At 56.6% G+C, this 23639-nt stretch carries 19 protein-coding genes; 5 read left to right on the forward strand and 14 right to left on the reverse strand.

Annotated elements, in window-relative coordinates; genetic code table 11:
- Positions 1–168 precede the first annotated feature (168 nt).
- The gene (locus V6936_RS06755) at positions 169–858 is read left to right on the forward strand and encodes a VIT1/CCC1 transporter family protein (RefSeq protein WP_336579625.1); all 690 of its coding nucleotides are present in this window, start codon (positions 169–171) and stop codon (positions 856–858) included.
- 321 nt (positions 859–1179) lie between these two features.
- Positions 1180–2883: a DUF262 domain-containing protein gene (locus tag V6936_RS06760; protein WP_336579627.1), complete on the forward strand. Its 1704-nt coding sequence runs from the start codon at positions 1180–1182 to the stop codon at positions 2881–2883.
- 181 nt (positions 2884–3064) lie between these two features.
- Here the strand turns inward: V6936_RS06760 and V6936_RS06765 are convergent, their stop codons facing one another.
- The 11 genes from V6936_RS06765 to clpS form a co-directional block, all read right to left on the reverse strand.
- Positions 3065–3802, reverse strand: coding sequence for an ABC transporter ATP-binding protein (locus tag V6936_RS06765; RefSeq protein WP_003801461.1), 738 nt, complete (start codon positions 3800–3802; stop codon positions 3065–3067).
- Positions 3799–4635: an ABC transporter ATP-binding protein gene (locus V6936_RS06770; protein WP_003801463.1), complete on the reverse strand. Its 837-nt coding sequence runs from the start codon at positions 4633–4635 to the stop codon at positions 3799–3801. Before V6936_RS06770 ends, V6936_RS06765 begins: the two co-directional genes overlap by 4 nt.
- Positions 4632–5615, reverse strand: coding sequence for an ABC transporter permease subunit (locus tag V6936_RS06775; protein WP_230406319.1), 984 nt, complete (start codon positions 5613–5615; stop codon positions 4632–4634). The genes V6936_RS06770 and V6936_RS06775 overlap by 4 nt, the downstream gene beginning before the upstream one ends.
- A gap of 119 nt (positions 5616–5734) precedes the next feature.
- On the reverse strand, positions 5735–6667 hold the full coding sequence (locus V6936_RS06780) for a branched-chain amino acid ABC transporter permease (RefSeq protein ID WP_003801466.1): 933 nt from the start codon (positions 6665–6667) through the stop codon (positions 5735–5737).
- 128 nt (positions 6668–6795) lie between these two features.
- Positions 6796–7941: a branched-chain amino acid ABC transporter substrate-binding protein gene (locus V6936_RS06785; protein ID WP_039943347.1), complete on the reverse strand. Its 1146-nt coding sequence runs from the start codon at positions 7939–7941 to the stop codon at positions 6796–6798.
- 140 nt (positions 7942–8081) lie between these two features.
- Positions 8082–11855: a trifunctional transcriptional regulator/proline dehydrogenase/L-glutamate gamma-semialdehyde dehydrogenase gene (putA, locus tag V6936_RS06790; RefSeq protein WP_336579628.1), complete on the reverse strand. Its 3774-nt coding sequence runs from the start codon at positions 11853–11855 to the stop codon at positions 8082–8084.
- Positions 11856–11966: 111 nt separating this feature from the next.
- On the reverse strand, positions 11967–12581 hold the full coding sequence (locus V6936_RS06795) for a PqiC family protein (RefSeq protein WP_219235922.1): 615 nt from the start codon (positions 12579–12581) through the stop codon (positions 11967–11969).
- Positions 12578–14230, reverse strand: a complete 1653-nt coding sequence (locus tag V6936_RS06800; RefSeq protein WP_336579629.1) for a PqiB family protein — start codon at positions 14228–14230, stop codon at positions 12578–12580. The genes V6936_RS06795 and V6936_RS06800 overlap by 4 nt, the downstream gene beginning before the upstream one ends.
- A gap of 10 nt (positions 14231–14240) precedes the next feature.
- Positions 14241–15530: a paraquat-inducible protein A gene (locus tag V6936_RS06805; protein WP_278184552.1), complete on the reverse strand. Its 1290-nt coding sequence runs from the start codon at positions 15528–15530 to the stop codon at positions 14241–14243.
- A 3-nt stretch (positions 15531–15533) separates the two neighbouring features.
- On the reverse strand, positions 15534–17855 hold the full coding sequence (gene clpA / locus V6936_RS06810) for an ATP-dependent Clp protease ATP-binding subunit ClpA (protein ID WP_003801478.1): 2322 nt from the start codon (positions 17853–17855) through the stop codon (positions 15534–15536).
- Between the two features lie 93 nt (positions 17856–17948).
- On the reverse strand, positions 17949–18272 hold the full coding sequence (gene clpS / locus V6936_RS06815; protein ID WP_003801481.1) for an ATP-dependent Clp protease adapter ClpS: 324 nt from the start codon (positions 18270–18272) through the stop codon (positions 17949–17951).
- 163 nt (positions 18273–18435) lie between these two features.
- On the opposite strand from clpS, the gene V6936_RS06820 reads away from it, so the two are divergent.
- Together V6936_RS06820 and V6936_RS06825 are read left to right on the forward strand one after the other, a co-directional pair.
- Complete coding sequence (locus V6936_RS06820; protein WP_003801483.1) at positions 18436–18681, forward strand: cold-shock protein; 246 nt, start codon at positions 18436–18438, stop codon at positions 18679–18681.
- Positions 18682–18727: 46 nt separating this feature from the next.
- Positions 18728–19198: a DUF192 domain-containing protein gene (locus V6936_RS06825; RefSeq protein WP_003801484.1), complete on the forward strand. Its 471-nt coding sequence runs from the start codon at positions 18728–18730 to the stop codon at positions 19196–19198.
- 1 nt (position 19199) lies between these two features.
- Here V6936_RS06825 and pcaF read toward each other — a convergent pair whose 3' ends face one another.
- Complete coding sequence (pcaF, locus tag V6936_RS06830) at positions 19200–20405, reverse strand: 3-oxoadipyl-CoA thiolase (RefSeq protein WP_131071552.1); 1206 nt, start codon at positions 20403–20405, stop codon at positions 19200–19202.
- A gap of 316 nt (positions 20406–20721) precedes the next feature.
- Here pcaF and bfr point away from each other — a divergent pair, with 316 nt between their 5' ends.
- Positions 20722–21186, forward strand: coding sequence for a bacterioferritin (bfr, locus tag V6936_RS06835; RefSeq protein WP_003801489.1), 465 nt, complete (start codon positions 20722–20724; stop codon positions 21184–21186).
- Positions 21187–21322: 136 nt separating this feature from the next.
- Here bfr and sodB read toward each other — a convergent pair whose 3' ends face one another.
- Together sodB and xseA are read right to left on the reverse strand one after the other, a co-directional pair.
- The gene (gene sodB / locus V6936_RS06840; protein ID WP_003801491.1) at positions 21323–21901 is read right to left on the reverse strand and encodes a superoxide dismutase [Fe]; all 579 of its coding nucleotides are present in this window, start codon (positions 21899–21901) and stop codon (positions 21323–21325) included.
- 54 nt (positions 21902–21955) lie between these two features.
- Positions 21956–23302, reverse strand: a complete 1347-nt coding sequence (xseA, locus tag V6936_RS06845; RefSeq protein WP_039943276.1) for an exodeoxyribonuclease VII large subunit — start codon at positions 23300–23302, stop codon at positions 21956–21958.
- Positions 23303–23639: the final 337 nt, after the last annotated feature.

Here is a 23639-nt window from a genome sequence, read left to right on the forward strand (position 1 = left end):
GAACGGCACGCAGACAACCATACTGGCGTCAATATCGCATGACTGTTGATCCTGATGATGGTTAATTACATGCCGGGACTGACAGCGCGCGCTTCATGCTTCACTTAAACAGGCCATACGTCATACGACCGCCACCGTACGCAACCACACACCAATCTGGTGCTATCTATGAGACATACTGAAAGACACAAGACGCACCGTACAGGCTGGCTTCGAGCCGCTGTTTTAGGGGCGAATGACGGGATTGTCTCGACAGCCAGCTTGGTCTTGGGGGTGGCGGCCACAGGAGCAAGTGCCAAGAGCATTCTTGTTGCAGGCGTTGCCAGCCTGGTCGCTGGTGCCATGTCCATGGCGGCCGGTGAGTATGTATCAGTCAGTTCACAAGCCGATACAGAGAGCGCAGATCTGGCCCGCGAGAAAGCAGAACTGGCGAAGAACCCTGAGCAGGAACATGCCGAACTCACAGCCATTTATATCAATCGGGGCCTGGATGAAAATCTGGCGTCACATGTCGCGACCCAGCTCATGGCCCACGACGCACTCGGGACCCATGCGCGAGACGAGCTTGGCATATCAGAGACCTTGGCGGCCAAACCGGTACAGGCCGCACTGGCCTCGGCTGCGACATTTGCCGCAGGTGCCCTGCTGCCTTTGCTGGTGGTTCTGCTGCTGCCGACGGCTGCACTCATGTGGTATGTCGCAGGCAGCTCGCTGCTCTTTCTTGCCCTTCTAGGCTTGATCGCCGCCAAGGCAGGTGGCGCTCCGCTATTCGTCTCGACCGCCCGCGTGACCTTCTGGGGGGCATTGGCGATGGGGCTAACGGCTGGCGTCGGTGCTTTGTTTGGTGTGGCTGCTTAATTGCAGGACCTTCTTTGACAATGCCAGATGGATATCCCCAGTAGAACGATAGCGTTCAGCTCATCAAGGCTGCTTTCGGCCTTGAGCAGTCGCTGGCCATCCAATGCGGATTGCGTTCATCAAGACAAGAGAGGCCTACTGTATGCCAGATTGATCGCATCTACCCCTAAGGCTGTTGACTACAGCTATTCCTGCCTTACTATCCCATCTTGCTCATGTTTTGTTTTTCTAAAAAGACACTTGTTGGGCAAATTCTCAGGCATTCCAATGTTACGCGACGGAGATGTTGCCAGAAAACAAAGTTAGGCAAGGAGAGGCTAATTGGAATATATACCCGTTAGGGTCAGCGACATCATCCGGCAGGTAAATCGGGATATTTACCTGCCGGCCATTCAGCGGGAATTCGTGTGGGGGACCGACCGCATCGAACGGCTGTTCGATTCGATTATGGCGGACTTCCCCATCGGTTCGTTCCTGTACTGGAAGTTAGAGCAAAAGAATAAAGACGAGTGGCCGATCTACGAATTCATCCGAGACTTCGACGGCGAGTCGTCGCACAACCCACTGGCGAACATGGCGGGGATCACCAGGGACGTTACTCTCGTCCTCGACGGCCAGCAACGCATCACATCACTCCTGATCGGCCTGAAGGGTTCGTACCGTTACTTCTACTACCGTTGGCGCCAGACCAGCCTCTATCTCAATCTGCTAAAGCCTCCGACGCCGAACGAGGACAACCCGGAGGAGTTGACCTACGGTTTCGCCTTCCGTGAGAGCGGCGATCCTAGTGGCAAAGCCCCGCAGCTTTGGTATCCCGTGGGCCGCATCCTCGACTTCGAGGACGCTGAAGACGCGAAGGCCGACATGAAATCGAAGCTGGCTGAGCTACCGGAAGACCTGCGTGATAACGCCAACAGGCTGATCGGCCGTCTGCACAACCGAATCCACACAACCCTGGTGGGCAACTACTACCAGGAGAAATCTCAAGATTACGACAAGGTATTGCAGGTGTTTGTCCGGGCGAACTCGGCGGGCCAGCCGCTAGAATACTCGGATCTGCTGCTCGCCACAGCGACAGCGAAGTGGGAGACACTGGATGCCCGAAAAGAAATCCATGAGTTCACCGACTCACTCAACGACATCGGGACCGGCTACGGATTCGGCAAGGACTTCGTACTGAAGGCTTGTCTGTACCTGACTGAAGACCTACCCATCCAATATAGGGTGAAGAACTTCTCTCGGAGTAATTTGCGGAAGATCGAGGAAAATTGGGGCGACATCAAGGAGGCCCTGACAACAACCGTGCGGCTGATCTCCCGCTTTGGTTTCAACTCCAAAAACGTCGTTGCCCCTCTGGCACTGCTGCCGATTGCCCTTTACCTGCTTAAGCGGGGCAACCGGACCTTCGACATGTCCTCAAAGGTCGAGGACGCCGAGGCCCAAATCGCCATTCGACAGTGGTTTATCTTCTCGACCCTGAAGAACGCTTTTGGCGGATCGTCGGACACCACGCTGAACCGCCTTCGGGAGTTGTTGAAAGATGCAGGCCCCGATACACCGTTCCCAGCCGACGACCTTTACAAGTCTCTGGAAATTGAGCCAAGGCTCACCGATGCTGAGATCGAGCGCATACTCACCTACCGCTACCAGGGCCGCTATACGAACCTGGTTCTGTCACTGCTCTACCCCGACCGGGACTGGAAGGACGCCGTATTCCACGAGGACCATATATTCCCTCAGTCGGAGTTTCAGATTCGACTCTTAAAACGACGTGGTTACGCTGAATCCAAAGTGCAATCGTATATCGCTAAGTACAACCTGCTCGCTAACCTGCAATTGCTTACCGAATCCGAGAATTTGTCGAAAAACGCTACGCCATTTGAGGAATGGATCAAGACGCGCGATGCTTCTTTTCAACGGCGGCACCTCATACCAGAAATGACATCCTACGTATTTGATGCGTTTGACGAGTTCTACGAGAAGCGCAAAGACAGCATAGTAAAGGCCCTGCAAAGGCTGACCTGATGCACACCACCACTAAGTGAAAAGCGTTGAACAACAGCTTTCCTGAAAGCTCAATGGCGGCAACGGGTCGAGAGCGGCCCCCTCAAGATTAGTATGCGTGACTTATAAAACCCAGCACAAAAATCAAAAAGCCAATCAGCTCTGAGCTGATTGGCTTTTTTTTTCTAATCCTAAATCCTACTTACGCAGCAAAATCCTCTTCCCCCAGATACGCGGCTCGTACCTTGGGGTCATGCAGCAACTGCGCAGCCGGGCCTTCCAGAATAATCCGCCCCGACTCCATCACATAGCCCCGATCTCCCAGTTCCAATGCCAAGCGCGCATTCTGCTCGATCAGCAAGATCGTCACGCCTTCTTTGGCAATGGTCTGGATCAGCTCAAAAATCCGCTCAACCATGATCGGGGCCAGCCCCATCGACGGCTCATCCAACAGTAGCAAGGACGGCCGTGAAATCATGGCGCGTCCCATGGCCACCATCTGCTGTTCCCCACCGGACAACGTCCCGGCCGATTGTTTTTTACGCTCAGCCAGTCGCGGAAACAGGGTGTAGATACGTTCGATATCCTGGCGTACTTCGTGATGATCCTTGCGGGTGTATGCCCCCATGGCCAGGTTTTCCTCAATCGTCAGTTGAGGAAAGATGCCCCGCCCTTCCGGCACCATGACCACACCACGGCGCACGAGCTGGTGTGATGGCAGGCCGACTATGCTCTCGCCCCGGTGTTGAATCTGACCGGCAGCCGCCGGAACCAGTCCGGTAATAGCACGCAAGGTGGTGCTTTTACCAGCACCGTTAGCACCAATCAGGCAAACCAGTTCGCCTTGCCCGACTCGCAGGTCCAGGCCGCGTACCGCCCGGATGCCACCATAAGCCACGTCCAGGCCCCGAATATCCAGCATCAACGGTTCTGTGCTCATGCCTTTTCCTCTTCAACGGTAATACCCAGCTCTTTGGCAGCACCCGCACCCAGATAGGCTTCAATCACACGCGGGTTATGCTGGACTTCGGCAGGTTTACCTTCGGCCAATACTTTGCCGTATTCCAGCACCAGGACTCGGTCACACAGGCCCATGACCAGCTTCATATCGTGTTCGATCAGCAGGACAGTAATGCCGTCACCACGGATTTTTTCAATCAGCTGGCGCAGGACGACGGTCTCGGACGGGTTCATCCCAGCGGCCGGTTCGTCAAGGGCCAGCAACATGGGATCGGTTGCCAAGGCGCGGGCGATTTCCAGGCGGCGCTGGTCACCGTAGGACAAGGACCGGGCAATCTCGTTAGCGTGCTGGGCGATGCCCACGTAATCCAGCAACTCGTAGGCACGGGCCTCGATCTGCTCTTCTTCCTGACGAGTAGCGCGGTTACGCAGCACCGCGCCCAGCACGCCCGCGCGGGTGCGGACGTGGCGACCAATCATGACGTTTTCCAGGGCAGACAAGCTGCCAAACAAACGAATGTTTTGGAAAGTACGCGCAAAACCGGACTCAGCAATTTGATGAGGCTTGCAATCGGTCAGATTGCGACCCGCAAAGGTGCAGCGGCCCGACTCGGGGATATACAGGCCCGTCATCACGTTGAACAGCGTAGTTTTACCTGCGCCGTTCGGGCCGATCAGACCGTAAATGTCACCTTTGCGAATGCTGAAACTGACATCGGACAAGGCCTGCAAACCGCCGAAGCGCTTGGACAAGCCCTCTGCCTGCAACAGCACCTCGCCCTCTTTTACGTGTTGGTTCATGGTCACACTCATGCTTGCACCTGCTTCATTTTGCGCTCACGACGGCGCACCGCGGAGGGCCATAGCCCTTCGGGGCGGTAGATCATGACCAGTACCAGAGCAAAACCAAACAGGAGCATACGGATGCCGTCCGGGTCCAGAATCACGTCGCCAAACACGCTTTGCTGCAAGGGCACCACGACGGAGCGCAGCAACTCGGGGAAGACGGAAAGCAGCAAGGCGCCCACGATCACTCCGGGGATATGTCCCATCCCTCCCAACACAACCATGCACAGCACGGCGATCGATTCGGTCAGGCTGAAACTCTCTGGGCTGACGAAGCCTTGCATGGAAGCAAACAGACCGCCGGCCACGCCACCAAAGGTTGCACCCATGGCAAAAGCCAGCAGTTTGACGTTACGGGTATTGATACCCATAGCCTTGGCCGCAATTTCATCTTCACGAATGGCTTCCCAGGCGCGCCCAATACGGGAGTGCTGCAAGCGCACGCAGATGAACACAATCAGCAGGGTGATCAGCAAAAGCAGATAATAGTACTTTTCCGGCCCGGTTATCCGTATGCCAAACAGGGTTTCCGCTTTACCGAAGATGAAATCACCAATCTTGAAGGTATCGACCCGATTGATCCCTTGCGGGCCGTTGGTGATGTTGATGGGCGCATCCAGATTGTTCATGAAGATGCGGATAATCTCACCAAACCCCAAAGTCACGATGGCCAGATAGTCCCCACGCAGGCGCAGCACCGGAAAGCCCAGCAAAACGCCAAATACCGCTGCCAGGGCAATACCGGCTGGCAACACCATCCAGAAGGGCAAATGCAATCCAAAATGTGGCGAGGCCAACATAGCCCAGACATAGGCGCCCACCGCATAGAACGCGATATAGCCCAGATCCAGCAGGCCGGCAAAACCCACCACGATGTTCAGGCCCAGTGCCAGCATCACATAGAGCAAGGCAAAGTTCAGGGTACGGACCCAGCTCTGACCGGCCATGCCCAACACAAAAGGCAAAATGGCCAGCACCACCCCGATCAGCAGCGCGCCGACCCAGACTTTGGCGGGTGTTGCAGGACGCGGCTTCGAGCCCGATCCACCCCATGTTTGATTCAGACTCATGCGCGATCTCCCACACGCTCACCCAACAGGCCCGAGGGACGGAAAATCAGCACCAGGATCAGCACGATGAACGAGAACACATCCTGATAGTTGCTGCCAAAGACGCCGTTGGTCAGGTCACCGATGTAACCGGCACCCAAGGCTTCGATCAGGCCCAGCAGCAAGCCACCCAGCATGGCGCCGCCCAAATTGCCAATGCCACCCAGAACGGCGGCGGTAAACGCTTTCAGTCCCAGCATAAAGCCCATGGTGTATTGAGCCACCCCGTAATAAGTGACGATCATCACACCGGCCACGGCAGCCAGGGCCGAACCGATGACAAAAGCGGCGGAAATCACCGTGTTGATGTTCACCCCCATCAAGCCCGCCACTTCCCGGTTCTGGGCAGTGGCGCGCATGGCAGTGCCCAAACGGGTACGATGCACCAGTACCATCAGACCGGACATGATCGCGGCGGCACCGACAATAATCAGAATTTGCAGCAAGCTGATGCGCGCATCGCCCACCTGGAAAACCATGGGCTCAATAATGTGCGGAAAACTCAGATAATTGCGGCCCCAGATCATCATGGCCAAGTTCTGCACAATAAAGGACACACCAATGGCGGTAATCAGCGCCGCCAAACGAGGCGCACGACGCAAGGGCCGATAGGCATAACGTTCGGCGGTCCAGCCTATGCCCATGCAAACAGGGATGGCGGCCAACAAAGCCAAGCCGACCATCAGCCAGGCAGACAAGCCTGCCGGGTCTGCGCCTACCAGCGACAACACCACTGTCGTGGCCAGCATCGCCCCAACCATGACGACGTCACCATGCGCAAAATTAATCAGGCCAATAATTCCGTACACCATGGTGTAGCCGAGCGCCACCAGGGCGTAGACACTGCCCACGGTCAGGCCATTTATTAGTTGTTGTATCAGGATTTCCATAGATTGGGACTCGTGGTCATTGCCCCCTGCCCCGGCGCATGACGATAGAACAGGGAGCGTGGGCCTGCCAGACACAGGCCACGGTAAAGATGAGCCCCGAGGGGCTCAAACTGCAGGCTCAGAAAGGCTTAGTTCGCCTGGCTGACCATGGTTTTCACCATCGTCCACTGGCCATCTTTGACCTCGTAGATGGTGACGGCAATTTCTTTCAGATCACCGTTCTGGTCGTAGGCGATGTTGTTGCTGGTCGCACCATTCCGTTTCAGAGCAGCCAGCTTGGGCAGATAGTCTTCAGCCTTGGACGAACCGGCTTCTTTCATGGCCGTAATCATGTTCCAGGCACCGTCATACGCGTAAGGCGCGTAGACACCCGGCTCTGCCTTGAAGCGCGCCTGATAGTCCTTGGCAAACTTCTCGCCAGCAGCCATGGTGGACAAAGGCACACCAGCCAGAGAGGCGTAGGTCCCGTTGGCCGCCCCGCCTGCCAGACGCAAGAAGGTGTCACTGCGGGTCATTTCACCGGATACCAGTGGCGCTTTGATATCCAGCGTTTGCATCTGACGCTTCATGGGGCCGGACTGCGCATCCAAACCACCAAAGAAGATGGCGTCAGGCTGCTTGGACTTGATGTTGGTCAGAATGGAGGTAAAGTCGTTGGCTTTGTCCGTGGTGTACTCACGCGCCACAATCTGACCACCTGCTTTTTCCACGGCACGGGCCACCTGATCCGTCAGACCCTGGCCATACGCGGTACGGTCGTCGATCAGGGCCACTTTCTTGGCGGCCAGATCCTTGACGATGAACTGACCCACGGCAGCGCCCTGCTGAGTGTCGCTGGTCATCATGCGGAAGGTATTGTCGTAACCCTGCTGGGTGTACTCGGGCGAGGTGGCCATGGCGATCTGGGGGATACCCGCGTCGTTGTACACACGCGAGGCAGGAATGGTGGTGCCCGAGTTGAAGTGTCCCAACACGCCATCCACACCCTCGTCCACAATCTGCTGGGCGACCTGAACTGCCGTGCGCGGGTCAGCCTGGTCATCTTTGGCGACCAACTCGAAACGGGCGGTCGCGCCATCAATTTCAATGTTCTGGGCATTGGCCTCTTCCAGCGCCAGCACCAGGCCATTGCGCATGTCTTCACCGTAGTGCGCCTGAGGGCCCGTCAAGGGGGCGGCAAAACCCAGCTTGATGACCTTGTCAGCGGCCAACGCCGGACCTGCTGCCAATGCCCCAAAAACCGCTGTCGATACCAAGGCCAATTTAAAGCTCATGATGGACTGCATATTGTTCTCCTTCGTTTTTTAATATAGCCGCACTACAAGTGGGCCCGTGCCGTGAGAAAGAACGCAGGGCCGCCGCTCCAGGTGAAATGTGCGACCAAACGTGTGCATAAAAACAGGTGCCTGCCAGATCAACCAACCATCATCAAACTGGCATTACCCCCAGCTGCCGCTGTATTGGTACTGACTGAGACTTCACGCAGCAAACGCTCGACCACGTAGGTTGCGCCCCCCTCCAATTCCTGTGTCAACAAGCCCTGAACCCCGACAATCGGACCGGGGCGCTCAGCCACGTAACCCAGTACCAGTCGAAGTTCGTCACTGTCGCCTTCAAATAAAACAGCATCATAATCTGCCTCACCCAAATCGGACATGGCAATTTGTTCGGCAGGCGCATCCTGCCACGCTCCCAGACCCAGACGATCCAGCAAGACGGGCTGATTACCACTGCGAGTGCAAGCCTCACGCTGCGCCTGCCAGCCCTGCGCACTCACAGGCATGCACAGCACACGCCCACGCGGGTGGAGCTGGTACAGATTGGATTCGCCGGTGGGACCGGGCAAGACCATACCGTGCTGCTGCCAGCTCTGCAAAGGCAGGTTTTGGGGACAGCGACTGAGCAGACGGCGCAGATACAAAGGGCCACCCGCTTTGGGGCCAGTACCGGACAAGCCTTCGCCACCAAAGGGCTGCACGCCGACCACCGCCCCCACCATATTGCGGTTCACATACACATTACCCGCCCGAATGCGTGAGACTACGCGCTCTACGGTTTCGTCCAGCCGGGTGTGAACACCAAAAGTCAGGCCGTAACCACGCTCGTTGATCTGGTCGATCAGGCCATCCAGCTCACTACGCTTAAAGCGCATCACATGCAGTACCGGACCGAAGATTTCGCGCTCCAGATCCTTGACCTGCTCAATCTCGATAATCGTTGGCAATACAAAGGTACCGGTCAGGCTGCGGCTTTGCTCGCTTTGGGTAACACGGAAGCCTGCTTCACGCATCGCCGTAATGTGCTCTTCGATACCGGCACGGGCCTCCTCGTCAATGACGGGGCCTACGTCGGTACTGAGCAGATCCGGATTGCCCACGCTCAGTTCCTGCATGGCCCCGTTGAGCATGTTCAGCACGCGGTCGGCCACATCTTCCTGAATACACAACAAGCGTAAAGCCGAACAACGCTGGCCTGCCGAGTCAAAGGCCGAATTCAGCACATCAAACACAACCTGCTCGGCCAGAGCAGAGCTGTCGACCACCATGGCGTTCAGGCCACCGGTTTCGGCAATCAGCGGTACTGCCCGCCCGTCGGCCGTCAGGCGCTGGGCTAATTGACGATTCAAGCCCAGGGCTACCGCTGTCGACCCTGTAAACATGACAGCGTTAACCTTGTCGCTGGCGGCCAATGGGGCACCTACGGATGGGCCATCACCGGGCAAGAGCTGCAAGGCACCGGGAGCAATCCCCGCCTTATGAAGCAGCTCTACAGCCGCCGCCGCAATCAGGCAAGTTTGTTCGGCCGGTTTGGCCAGAACCACGTTACCGGCGGCCAAGGCCGCCGATACCTGCCCCAGAAAAATAGCCAAAGGGAAATTCCAGGGGCTGATGCACAGCACCACGCCTACAGGACGATACTCATCGTTATCGAAGTCACGCAGCACCTGTCCGGCGTAGTAGCGCAGAAAATCTACCGCTTCGCGCACCTCGGCAATCGCATTGGCGTAGGACTTCCCGGCTTCACGCACCAGCAAGCCCATCAAATCCTGCATATTGTCTTCCAGCAATTGAGCCGCCTGCTGCAAAGCGGCGGCGCGCTCCTGCACCGGCGTTGCCTGCCAGATCGGCGCATAATGACTGGCAGCCTCCAGAGCCTGCTCCACATCCTGCGAAGTGGCATACATGACCTGCCCCACCACGTCCTGATGATTGGCCGGATTGCGCACCCATATCGCTTTGGTTTCGTCCCAGACCGGATTGCCCTGACCCAATACAGGCTGAGCCTGGCGCGGCAAGGCAGCTGTTTGCATCAAGGTGGCAGCCAGCGAACCCAGGCGATGCTCATTGCTCAGGTCCAAACCGGCCGAATTCAAGCGCTGCTCGGCACTCCAGTAAAGCTGGCGCGGCAGGGGAATCTTGTCGTGGGGACGCCCCAATGGTTGCAGGCTCAAGGCCTGGGCCACGGGATCGGCAATCAGTTTATCCAGATCCACATCCGCGTTGCCGATCTGGTTCACAAAGGAGGTATTGGCGCCATTTTCCAGCAGACGACGCACCAGATAGGCCAATAAGGTTTCGTGGGAGCCGACCGGGGCGTAAATACGACATGGACGGTTCAACTTACCCTCTTTGATCGGGCCAACCACTTCCTCATACAAGTCCTCACCCATGCCGTGCAGGCACTGGAACTCATACTGACCCGTGTAATAATTCTGGCCTGCCATCACATAGATTGCCGCCAGCGTTTGCGCATTGTGCGTTGCAAACTGCGGGTATACAGCGTCGGGGGCCTGTAAAAGCTTGCGGGCGCAGGCCAGATAGGACACATCCGTGTGAACCTTGCGCGTGTAAACGGGATAATCTTCCAGTCCATCGACCTGGGCACGCTTGATCTCCGAATCCCAGTAAGCGCCTTTGACCAGACGCAGCATCAGGCGATGGCCACTGCGACGGGCCAGATCAATCAGGTAATCAATCACAAAAGGTGCGCGCTTCTGATAAGCCTGCACCACAAAGCCAATGCCATTCCAACCGGCCAGCGAAGGATCAAAACACAGCTTGTCCAGCAAATCCAGAGAGACTTCAAGACGATCTGCCTCTTCCGCGTCTATGTTCAGACCCACATCGTAGTGATGAGCCAGTTGCGCCAGGGACAATAGGCGCGGATAGAGCTCGCGCATGACACGATCGCGCTGGGCCCGGCTATAACGCGGATGCAAGGCTGACAACTTGATGGAAATACCAGGCCCTTCGTAAATCCCACGTCCCTGACTGGCCCGGCCAATCGCGTGGATCGCCTGCTCATAGGCCTGGTAGTAGCGCTGGGCGTCCTCCGCCGTGGTGGCGGCCTCGCCCAGCATGTCGTAGGAATACCGGAAACCCTGTTCCTCAAACTTTCGACTATTGGCAAGGGCCGACGCAATGGTTTGCCCAGTCACAAACTGCTCGCCCATCATGCGCATGGCAACGTCCACGCCTTTGCGAATCAGGGGTTCGCCACCTTTACCGATCATGCGAGTCAACGCAGAGGACAAGTTCTTTTCGCTATTGACGCTGACCAGCCGGCCGGTCAACATCAAGCCCCAGGTGGCGGCGTTCACAAACAAGGAGGGTGACTCGCCAACGTGCGCACGCCAATCGCCATGGCTGATCTTGTCGCGAATCAGAGCGTCACGGGTGGCACGATCGGGGATGCGCAGCAGGGCTTCGGCCAGACACATCAGCGCCACCCCTTCCTGACTGGACAGAGAGAACTCCTGGATCAGACCTTCGACCCCGCCGCCACGACGCTTGGCACGCAACGCCTTGACCAGACGCGCTGCCAGTTCCTGGGCGCGGGCACTTTGCGATGAACGCGCTGCGCTAAGCAGCAAGGGCAGGCAGTCGGTTTCAGGACGGCGGTACGCCGCGGTAATCGCGGCACGCAGGACACTTTGGGGTTGCACATCTTGGGCAAAACCATAGAAAGGAATGGCCGGCATGACGACGCCATCTTCGGCCAGTTCCGCATCGCCCCCACTTAACAGAGCCAGCTCACTGGGCAGCACACCTCGTTCTATCCCTTCGATATACGACAGCAGCGCTTGTTTATGCAGCCAATGCGGAGTGCATTGCAATTGATCCGCCGCACGCCGCAAACGCTCGCGCAGCTCTATATCGACTTTAATCCCTAAGGTTGTGCTGGCCATGCTTCTTATCCCGGTTACGCTGTATTGACTGCGATATGCCGAAATAATACTGACGGTTAACCTAAATCTGTATTCAGGTTAACCCGCAACAGAACGGGTTAACCTTTTATCTTATGCGGCGCACAGCATAGACTTGCCCAGGTTAACCGGGATAGGTTTACCTTGCATCTGAGCAGCCAACGCATCCGCCCAACGCTGCTGCAATTGACGGTGGGCCGTCACTAATTCAGTAATGCCAGTGGCAGGCTCGGAATCGAGCCAGCGGCACTGCCGAATGGGTGCCTCAAAACCCAGGGGCGTCAAGGTCCAACTCAGTTCCAAGGTGGCACGCTCGCCATACACCGAATCAAAACGTTGAACCAGGACATCAATCTGCCAACGGGGCGTGTTGGTTGCTGCGCTGGCCAACTGGGGCACGCCCAGGCGATTTTGCAGACCGGACACCAGCGCCAAGGACATTTCATCGGGCAAAGGCGATGCCCACTGGCTATCGTTCAGCAGCTTGACCTGCCCCCCTGCCGCTTGCGTCAGCACCAGAGAACGACGGTCCAACTGCGCCGGTACATCCAGGCGTCGCAACTGAAACCCTTTCCAGGGCTGTGCGGAAACCGCCTTGTCTGCCGGGACTGCCTCTGGGGCCTGCAAGGTGTAATAAGTTGGCGTGCTCGAGGCACAGGCGGTGAGCAAACTGGCAATCGCCACAGGAATCAGTAAACGGGACATCATGGCGCGGGCTCCGGCAACACGTCAGGGGAACGACCTCGCAATACGGCAGAGGGCTGACTTTGCAAGGTATCGCTTAAATCACGCAAGGATCGCAAGGAGCGCTTGAGCTCACTTAGCGTTTGATCGACAGAGGCATTGAAGGCGGAATCCGAATCGAGCATGGCACCCAGCTTCTGGACAGCCGCATCCATGGATTTAAGGGCTCCATTCAGTTGCGGTACGGTGGTCTTGTCCAACTGCTTGAGCACTTGTCCCAGCTCGGTCAACCCGCTTTGCAGATTCTTGCCAATCTGGTCAAAAGGAACCGCCGCAATCTTGGTGACAATATCGCTGACCTGCTCTTGCAGGCGATCAAAATCGCCAGCAATAACGGGTACTACCAGGGGTTTGGTGGTGTCATCCAATTCCGCGGCAGGCGCTTTGTCAAAGAACTCCAGAGCAATATATTGCTGGCCGGTAATCAGGCTGGCCGGCCGCAATTGGGCACGCAGACCACGTTCAACCATCGGTTTGAACAAGGCGCTGACCGGGTCCTTGTCGTCCGGACGATTCTCCACCACCTGTTCATACAGATGACCGAAGCGCTGCGGATAAATACGCGCTTTCACCAGGGCAAAGAAACGTTTGCGCTCAAAGTCAAACTCCAGATCCACATCATAGACCTGCCCCAGCTCCAGCCCCCGGAACTCCACCTTGGAGCCGGGCACCAAGCCACGCACGGACTGATGGAAATGGAAACGCAGCTCGACGGCCGGGCCATCAGGCTCGGCCATGGCGCGCTCCTGCGTGGGAAACAGCTCGTATTGAGTGTCCGCCTTCGCCACCTCCAAGGGTTCGCCTTCCATCTGATCAAACGCCAGGCCCCCGGCCAGCGCCGAAACCAGCGAATGCGTACGCACATTGAAGCCAGTGGAATCCAAGGACATATTGACACCGCTAACATTCCAGAAGCGTGATCCCTGCGTCACGAACTTATCATTAGGAGCGTCCACGAATACCTGTATGCGCACCCCATTGCCGTCCTCATTCAGCTCATAGCTGCTGACCTGCCCCACCTGGATGCCCTTGTAGTACAACGGTGAGCCCAAATCCAGCGAACCCAGTTCGGGCGCGGTCAACACATAGCGTTTTCCTGCCCGGCCACTGGTCACCTCGGGCGGACTTTCCAGACCCACAAAATCCAGTTGCTCGGCCTTCTTGTCGACCTCAAAAGGGGCATCCACACCGATGTATACCCCAGACAGCAAGGTGCCCAACCCCGACACGCCACTCAATCCCAAACGAGGACGCACCACCCAAAAGCGTGTTCCTTCCTGAGTAATGAACTCCGAGCCGTCGCGCTCCAATTGCGCCGTCACCAGCACCCCTTTTCGGTCTGGTGATACCTGAATGTCCGAGATTGTCCCCACATCCACTTCGCGGTAACGCAGCTTGGTCTGGTCCACGGCCAGCCCTTCGGCCGAGTCAAAACTGATCGTGATGCGAGGTCCGGTCAGCATCCAGTTACGCAGCACCAATGAGGCACCGACCAGCGCCGCAGCAATGGGCAAGATCCAGATCCAGGAGAATCGGGATTGCTTGGAGGGAATCAGTTTAGGTTGTGCAGGCTCGGTCTGGCCGTCAGGCTGATGTGTTTTTGATTCTTGCACCTTGTTTCCTTCAGGAAGTCGCCTGGGTACCAGGCGGAGACGGCTTTGGTCGCGGTTCTATGAGTAACTCTTCTCGAGGGTCCAGATCCCAGCCCTGGCGAGGGTCATAACTTAACGCGGCCAGCATGGTCAAGACAACAACAATGCCAAAACTCAAGGCCCCCGCGCCGGGAATGATCTGCGATAAGCCCGGAAAGTTCGCCAAGGCTGCCATGAGCACCACGACGAATACGTCCAGCATGGACCACTGCCCGATCAGCTCGACCATATCGTAAATGCGGTTGCGTTGCCGCTGCACCTCATTGCCTCGCCAGCGCCGTCCTATCAGCAGAATCACCAGGGCCAAGAGCTTGGTAATGGGAACGACAATACTGGCAATAAAAACAATCAGGGCCAAGTCCCAGGAGCCCAATTGCCAAAGCTGGATCACCCCACCCAAAATAGTGTGGGCACTCGTGCCCATAATGCTGCGCAGTTCCATGACGGGCAGGACGTTGGCCGGAATGTAAAAGACACAGGCCGTCAGCACCAGCGCCGCCACCCGCGCACGGCTATTGGGTTTGCGTTTGTGAACGGGCGCTGCACAACGGCCACAACGTGAGCTCCGGCTGGACTGGACAAACCCGCAATGGGTGCAGGCGCTCCAGGCCGGATACGCTTTCAAGTCCTGGCGGGTTGCAATCGGAACCAGATCACGATCCTCGGCCCAACGCCAAAGTCGGCCTGCCGTAATACGGCTCAGGCCGGTCAGCAAAAAGGTCAGGGCAAAAAATGCATACAAGCCCGGCGCCACCGTCAAATGCCCTATTCCGGCAAACTTCACGATAGCCACGATCAGCCCCAGGAACAACACGGCTGTCATGGACCAGTGCTCAAGATGACTCAAGGCTCTGAGCCCCACTCCGAAATCCGCGGGCAACGGTTTTTCACGGGCGATCAGACCCAAGGCCCAAAATTGAAAGATCAACTGGAACAAGGGCAGCCAGAACCCCACCAGCCCGGCCATCACGGACAAGCCCCAATACCCTTGCTGCCAGATCAGCAACAAGGCCTTGGGAAAGGTGGGAGCCACCGTTTTTCCCGCCATGCTCAGATGGACGACAGGAAACAGGTTGGCAATCAGAAAAAGAATGAAAACTGCCAAAACCAGCGCTTGCCATTCACGTGGTGAAAAGCGGCTGTGGCGGTACAGTTCGGTATCGCAACGTACACAACGAGCGAGCCCCGCTCCTTGAACGGGGACTCGCTCGTGTACGGTGTCACAATGCGTACAGACGATCAAGGGGCGCGATGCCCTCACGGCTTAGTCGACTAATTCCGGCTCGGGACGCGAAGAAGCCTTGCTGCCGGGCTCATCAGGTCCTGAAGAAGGATATTCCAGTACCACTTCACCGTTCTCGTCCAGATCGACCTCGACCTGTCCCCCATCGACCAGACGGCCAAACAAGAGCTCGTCAGCCAGGGCGCGACGGATGGTGTCCTGAATAAGCCGATGCATGGGGCGAGCACCCATGGCAGGATCAAAGCCCTTGGCAGCCAGATGATCGCGCAAGGCATCCGAGAAGGTCACTTCCACCCGCTTCTCGTGAAGCTGGTTTTCCAGTTGCATCAGGAACTTGTCCACCACGCGCAGGATGATATCGCGCGACAATGGCTTAAAGCCAATAATGGCATCCAGACGGTTGCGGAACTCTGGTGAGAAATGACGCTTGATATCCTGCATTTCATCGCCCGAGCGCTGAGCCTGCGTAAACCCGATACTGGTCTTGTTCAGGGCCTCGGCCCCCGCATTGGTGGTCATGATCAAGATAACGTTGCGGAAATCTGCCTTGCGGCCATTGTTATCCGTTAGCGTACCGTGATCCATCACCTGCAGCAGGATGTTATAGACATCCGGGTGCGCTTTCTCGATTTCGTCCAGCAAGAGCACACAGTGGGGCTGCTTGGTGACCGCTTCAGTCAGCAAACCACCCTGATCAAACCCCACATAGCCGGGAGGCGCACCAATCAGACGCGATACGGTGTGACGCTCCATGTACTCGGACATGTCAAAGCGCAGTAACTCCACGCCCAGCACAAAGGCCAATTGACGAGCCACTTCAGTCTTACCCACACCGGTCGGGCCGGAAAACAGGAAGGAACCGATAGGCTTGTCGGGCAACCCCAGGCCAGAACGGGCCATCTTGATGGCGGCAGCCAGGGCATCAATCGCCATGTCCTGACCGAACACCACCGATTTCAGATCGCGTGCCAAGGTTGCCAGCTTATTGCGATCGTCGCTGGATACGGTCTGAGGCGGAATGCGGGCAATGCGCGAGACCGTTGCCTGGATATCGGCCTTGCCAATAACTTTCTTCTGCTTGGAGCGCGGCAACAAACGCTGCGCGGCTCCGGCTTCGTCGATCACATCAATGGCCTTATCCGGCAAAAAGCGGTCATTGATGTAGCGTGCAGACAACTCTGCAGCCGCAGTCAGGGCGGCCGCCGAATAGCGCACGCCGTGATGCTCTTCGAAGTTGGCTTTCAGTCCACGCAAAATCTGGATGGTCTGCTCAACCGTCGGCTCGGCCACATCGATTTTCTGAAAACGACGCGACAGGGCGTGGTCTTTTTCGAAAATACCGCGGTACTCCGAATAGGTCGTCGCCCCCAGACACTTGAGCTGACCAGAAGACAAGGCAGGCTTGAGCAGATTGGACGCATCCAGCGTACCACCCGACGCCGAGCCAGCGCCGATCAAGGTATGGATCTCGTCGATAAACAAAATAGACTGGGCCGTTTCCTTGAGCTGCTTGAGCACGGCTTTCAGACGTTGCTCAAAGTCGCCACGGTACTTGGTGCCAGCCAGCAAGGCACCCATATCCAGCGCATACACACGTGCCTGGCTAAGAATGTCCGGCACATCGCCACGCTGAATACGCAAGGCCAGGCCTTCGGCAATTGCGGTCTTGCCCACGCCGGCCTCGCCCACCAGCAAGGGATTATTCTTGCGGCGACGGCACAGCACCTGGATGACACGCTCCACTTCCTTCTCGCGGCCAATCAGAGGGTCAATACGACCCAGGCTGGCTTCGGTGTTCAGGTCGGTGGCGTACAGATCCAGCGGCGACTTCTGGGCATCCGAACGAGTATCGGTTTCCGAAGCGGCGGCCGGTTTGGGTGGCTCGGGAGCGGCAGGCTCCGGATTGGCCTTGGTAATGCCGTGAGAGAGGAAATTGACGACATCCAGACGCGTGACACCTTGCTGCTGCAGGTAATACACCGCGTGCGAATCTTTTTCCCCATACATCGCCACCAGCACATTCGCTCCGGACACCACATTTTTACCGGAGTTACTGGACGATACGTGCATGATGGCACGCTGAATCACACGCTGAAAGCCCAACGTGGGCTGGGTGTCGACCTCGCCCTCGCCAGGAAAAGTGGGCGTATTTTCGTTGATGAATTTACGCAGGTTCTGGCGCAGTGCATCAATATCGGCAGCACATGCTTTCAACACTTCCAGTGTGGAGGCGTTATCGAGCAGGGACAACAGCAGATGCTCTACCGTGATGAATTCATGGCGCGCGGCACGAGCCTCGACAAAGGCCATGTGTAGACTGACTTCAAGTTCTTCGGAGATCATGCTTCCTCCTACACGGCAAGAGTAAAACTAGGGGTTAAGGCTATTCTATGACTAATTTGCCTGATCTGAACAATACGGTAAACCATTAAATGGTCAAGCATCAGGCACCGGTTCCATCACGCACTGCAAAGGGTGCTGTCGCGACTGCGCCAGTTGTCGCACAATTTCCACCTTGGTGGCCGCGATGTCGCGCGGATACACCCCACAGACAGCCCGACCTTCGTAATGTACTTTAAGCATAAGCTGTTCGGCCTGCTCCGGGGTTTTGGCAAACACCCGCTCCAGTACATTCACCACAAACTCCATGGGCGTGTAGTCATCATTGAGCAAGATGACCTGATACATGGGTGGTGGGGCAAGCCGCGCGGATTGGCGCTCTACCGTTGTGGCGCCTTGCTTATCGATCTCAATGGCCATAATACAGAACTAGGTGCTTTCCATAGGTTGACTGGGGGGAACAAAATTCAGCATCATCCGACTGATCGTGTCAACTTCATAAAAAAATGGAGTACCGCGATCACAGGCCCAGGGAGGGGCCGCAAAAAGTATCAACCATACACTAAGTTGAGAGGCAGCAAGCATGTCGGAAACTACCACCACCGCAGGCACTGGAGACAATCAAAAACTATCCGGGACCGTTAAGTGGTTCAATGACGCCAAAGGCTTTGGGTTTATTACACCCGATAACGGCGGCGAAGATCTCTTCGCTCATTTTTCATCCATTCAGATGAACGGGTTCAAGACGTTGAAAGAAGGCCAGAAAGTTCTGTATGAAGTTGCCCAAGGCCCCAAAGGCAAGCAGGCACTTAATATTACTTCGCCTTAAGATTTCTTGCGCTCTCGATTCTAACAAAAGCAGGTTCGCAACACACATGCAGTATCGCACGACGACTACGGGGCCTGCGCGCCCTGTTTTTTTTGCCTGTCTTCTGGCCGCGTTTTGCATCAGCGCCCCGGCCCTGGCAAATGAGACTCTTCCCACCCTGACACTGAAACTGGGTTCCAAACAGATCCAGGCCGAAGTGGCTGATCGCGATGAGACGCGTGCACAAGGTTTGATGCATCGAGAAAGCCTGCCCCCCGATCACGGCATGTTATTTGTATTCGAACAAACCGGAATGCCTTGCTTCTGGATGAAGAATACGCCTTTGCCGCTGGATATTGCCTTCATTACGGATGACGGCACCATTAGCAATATCGAGGCCATGCAACCCTTTGATCTTCAATCCCACTGCCCGGTGCAACCCGTACGCTACGCCCTGGAGATGGAGCAGGGCTGGTTTAAGCAGGCCAATAAAAAGGCCGGTGAGAAGATCACCGGCCTGCCTGCTCTAAAACCCTAGCTTAGACGCGCTCAAGAATCAAAGCCACGCCCTGACCGACGCCAATACACATGGTGCACAGGGCGTAGCGGCCACCAGTACGATGCAGTTGATTGATAGCTGCAATCGCCAAACGCGCGCCACTGGCACCCAGCGGGTGGCCCAACGCAATTGCGCCCCCATTCGGGTTCACGCGAGGATCATTGTCGGCCAGGCCCAGCATGCGCGTGACCGCCAGACCCTGCGCGGCAAAGGCCTCGTTCAATTCAATCACATCCATTTGATCCAAGGTCAGTCCGGCCAGGGCCAGGACTTTCTGGCTGGCAGGAGCGGGGCCAATACCCATGATGCGGGGCTCCACGCCGGCAAACGCCATGGCCACCACACGCGCCCGAGGTGTCAGACCATGCGCCTGCACGCTTGCCTTGTTGGCAACCAACAGTGCGCAGGCCCCATCGTTCACCCCAGACGCATTGCCAGCGGTGACGGTCCCATCGGCACGCACGACAGGTTTCAAACGAGCCAGAGACTCCAGCGTCGTAGCACGGGGATGCTCATCCTTGTCCACCACAATGGCATCGCCTTTGCGCTGCGGAATAATTACAGGCGTAATTTCCTCAGCCAGAATGCCGGCCTCCTGAGCAGCGGCCGCACGCAACTGACTGTTGAACGCAAACAGGTCCTGGTCTTCACGCGACACGTTGAACTGCTGCGCCACATTCTCAGCCGTTTCGGGCATGGAATCCACCCCGTACTGCTCTTTCATGGCCTTGTTGATGAAACGCCAGCCGATCGTGGTGTCGTACATTCCTGCGCTGCGGGAAAAAGCTGTTTCCGCCTTGCCCACGACGAAGGGAGCACGGCTCATGCTTTCCACACCACCGGCCAGGATGAAGGAGGCATCGCCGGCGCGAATCGCGCGAGCGGCCGAACCAATCGCGTCCAGGCCCGAGCCACACAGACGGTTCAGGGTCACACCGGGCACGTCCACGGGCAAACCAGCCAACAGCGCAGACATGCGCGCAACGTTACGATTGTCTTCACCGGCTTGATTGGCGCAACCGTACATCACGTCATCGAGCTTGCTCCAATCGACTTGCGGATTGCGCTTCATCAGGGCTGCGATGGGCACTGCGCCCAGGTCATCCGCCCTCACAGCGGACAGCGAACCACCATAACGTCCGAAAGGCGTACGAATTGCGTCACAAATAAAGGCGTCCTGAGTCATGAAAATCACCCTGATAACTGGAATAAAATGAGGTGAGCGCCCTCTACAGAACGCTCCAAATCTACTGTTTTGATAGTAGCGCCTGAGCATCACGGGTATTTTCCCCGTCCCTGCGGCTGTCCACACCGTGGTCATTTTAACAGAGTGACTTCCGATGCCCCGACCAGCCAACTACGCCCCCCTTGCCAGACCGACCCGCCACAAGACCCCGTGACAGGCTGTCTGGTCACCTTGCTCCGCGGCCCCGGCACACGTCCCGCAATTTCGTTGCGCATGGCATACTTGCCACGTCGACACCCCCTACAGGCTCATCATCATGCTAGGCAACCCCGAAGTCATCAATTATTTGAATCAATTGCTACGCGGCGAACTGGCAGCACGCGACCAATACTTTATCCATTCCCGGTTTTATGAACATCTGGGCTTTACCCGGCTCTACGAGCGAATGAACCATGAAATGGAAGAAGAAACCCAGCATGCCGACGCCCTGATCCGCCGGATTCTGATGCTCGACGGCATTCCTGACATGCGACCTACCGCGTTTGAGCCCGGGCATGACGTAGTGAGCATGCTGCGCAAAGACCTGGATCTGGAATACGAAGTGCGTGCCGCATTGCGCAAAGGGATTGAACTGGCCGAATCCGCCAGCGACTTCGTGACGCGCGACATCATTCTGGCTCAACTGCGTGACACAGAAGAAGACCACGCCTATTGGCTGGAAAAACAATTGGGCTTGATAGAGAAAGTCGGCCTGGAAAATTATCAGCAATCACAGATGTAAAAACCAGCAGACCCCTGCCAGGCTCAAGCCGCGCTTTCCTGAGCAGTCTCAAGGCCAAAAAAAACCGCCAGCATGCGCTTGGCGGTTTTTTATTAGTGGGCAGTCCTCTGATGAGCACTGCCCTTCCCTAAAGCGTTTAGCCCAGGTTCTTGGCCGCAAAATCCCAGTTCACCAGGTTCCAGAAAATTTCCAGGTACTTGGGACGGGCGTTGCGGTAGTCGATGTAGTAAGCGTGTTCCCAGACGTCACAGGTGATCAAGGCAACATCATCGGAGGTCAGGGTCGTGCCAGCGTTGCTGGTGTTGACGATATCCAGGGAACCGTCGGCCTTTTTGACCAACCAGGTCCAGCCCGAACCGAAGTTGCCAACAGCAGACTTGGTAAAGGCTTCTTTGAAGGCATCGAAGCTGCCCCATTTTGCATTGATGGCGTCAGCCAGCTTACCGGTAGGAGCGCCGCCGCCATTGGGAGCCAGGCTGTTCCAGTAGAAAGTGTGGTTCCAGACCTGAGCAGCGTTGTTGAACACGCCACCGGAGGATTTCTTGACCACATCTTCCAGGGAAGCATTTTCGAATTCGGTGCCAGCAACCAGATTGTTCAGGTTGGTGACGTAAGCCTGATGATGCTTACCGTAGTGATACTCCAAGGTTTCTTTGGAGATGTGTGGCTCAAGGGCGTTGAGTTCGTATGGAAGAGCTGGAAGAGTGAATGCCATTTCAATTCCTTCTAAAAAAAAACCGTGTTTGGTATCCAACAAGGACGACGCAGCCTAAAGCAGATCGTGCGTGCGCACCACATCCACCGTCACATGACCGCGACTCAACTCGACATCGAGTCGTTCACCAATCTTTAAGTCTAACGCATTTTTTACAACTTTCCCCTCGCTATCCCTGACTATGGCATATCCACGATTGATGATAAGGCGAGGCGACAAGGCCTGAAGCGTTTGCTGGGCCGCCGCCAGACGCTGGCGACGCAGAATCAGGGCATGAGCCAGGCTTTTTTCCAGCCGCTGGAAAAGCAAGTTCAGACTTTGCTCTCGTGCAGCTACCTGAGGAATGCTGCGCACCAGCCGCGCCTTAAGCGTAGCCAGACGCAACGCCGCCGCCTCGGGAGCTCCTCGGGCCACTCGCTGCAGCCTTTGTGTCAAGTGATCCAGCCGCTGTTGCTGTTGAACCAGCCGCTGATGCGGAGAGACCAGCTTGGCAACGGCGCGATCCAGGCGCAAAGAGGCACGATCCAGGTGACGCTGCACGCCATGACTTAAGGCCCCCAGGCGGGCGAACACCTGCTCGAGCAGTTGATCGCGACCCAGACAGGCCAGCTCAGCCGCGGCCGTCGGGGTGGGCGCGCGCAAGTCCGCCACAAAATCAGCAATCGTAAAGTCTGTCTCGTGCCCCACCCCGCTAATCACAGGGATGGGACTGGCAGCAATCAAACGCGCCAGCCCCTCATCGTTAAACGCCCAAAGATCCTCCAGGCTGCCACCACCTCGCACCAATAGCAGCGTATCAACCTCGGAGCGCTCAATGGCCGTTTCCAGCGCCTGCCGCAACCGGCCGGGCGCGTCAGCACCCTGTACGGGCGCCGGGTAAATAATAATGCGTACATGCGGAGCGCGTCGCTCCAGCGCGGTTAATACATCCCGCAGCGCGGCAGCCGCCAGTGAGGTGATGATGCCGATGCTGCGCGGCAAGCTGGCGATCGGGCGCTTGCGCTCCGGCTCAAACAGCCCCTCACTTTGCAATTGGCTTTTCAGACGCAAGAACGCCTCATGCAAGTCACCCAAGCCGGCGCGCCGCATCCCCTCGACCTGAACCTGAAAGTCCCCACGTGCCTCATACAAGGTGACTGAGCAACGAAACTCGAACCGTTCACCCGCCCGCGGCACAAAACCCACAGCCTGGGCCCGCCCCCGAAACATCACCGCACGCACGGCGGCCTTGTCGTCCTTGATGGAGAAGTACCAGTGTCCGGAAGCAGCCTGAGTAAAGTTGGACACTTCGCCACTAACCCACACCACTGGCATATGCTCATCGAGCAGTTGACTGACGCGGCGGTTCAACTGTGCCACTGTCCACACGACAGGCGCTCTAGATTCTTGATAATGCATCATATTCTTTATTTTTGTTTCGCCCCAAACCACTTTTCCACCGATTCGTATCCACAACTGTCATGTGTTTGTCAAATAGACGCCAAGACAATAGCTTCCGTTCAACACTTGATGCGAAACTTTATGGAAATCCAATAAGTCATTGAAAACAAAAAGCATTTGAGAAAACATACAGATGGTCGAAAATTAGCCAGGGAACCTCTAAACCACCGCCCGAGCCACTATGGGACATTTTATACACAGAATTATCCACAGTTTTTGTGGATAGTTTTAGAACTCCATCTATGACTTCACATACATCAGCGGCGTACCTGCGTCGGGGGAAGAAAAGATCCTAAAG

The sequence above is a fragment of the Alcaligenes sp. CHO6 genome (genome assembly GCF_037120595.1).
In the GTDB taxonomy this organism is placed as follows: Bacteria; Pseudomonadota; Gammaproteobacteria; order Burkholderiales; family Burkholderiaceae_B; genus Alcaligenes; species Alcaligenes ammonioxydans.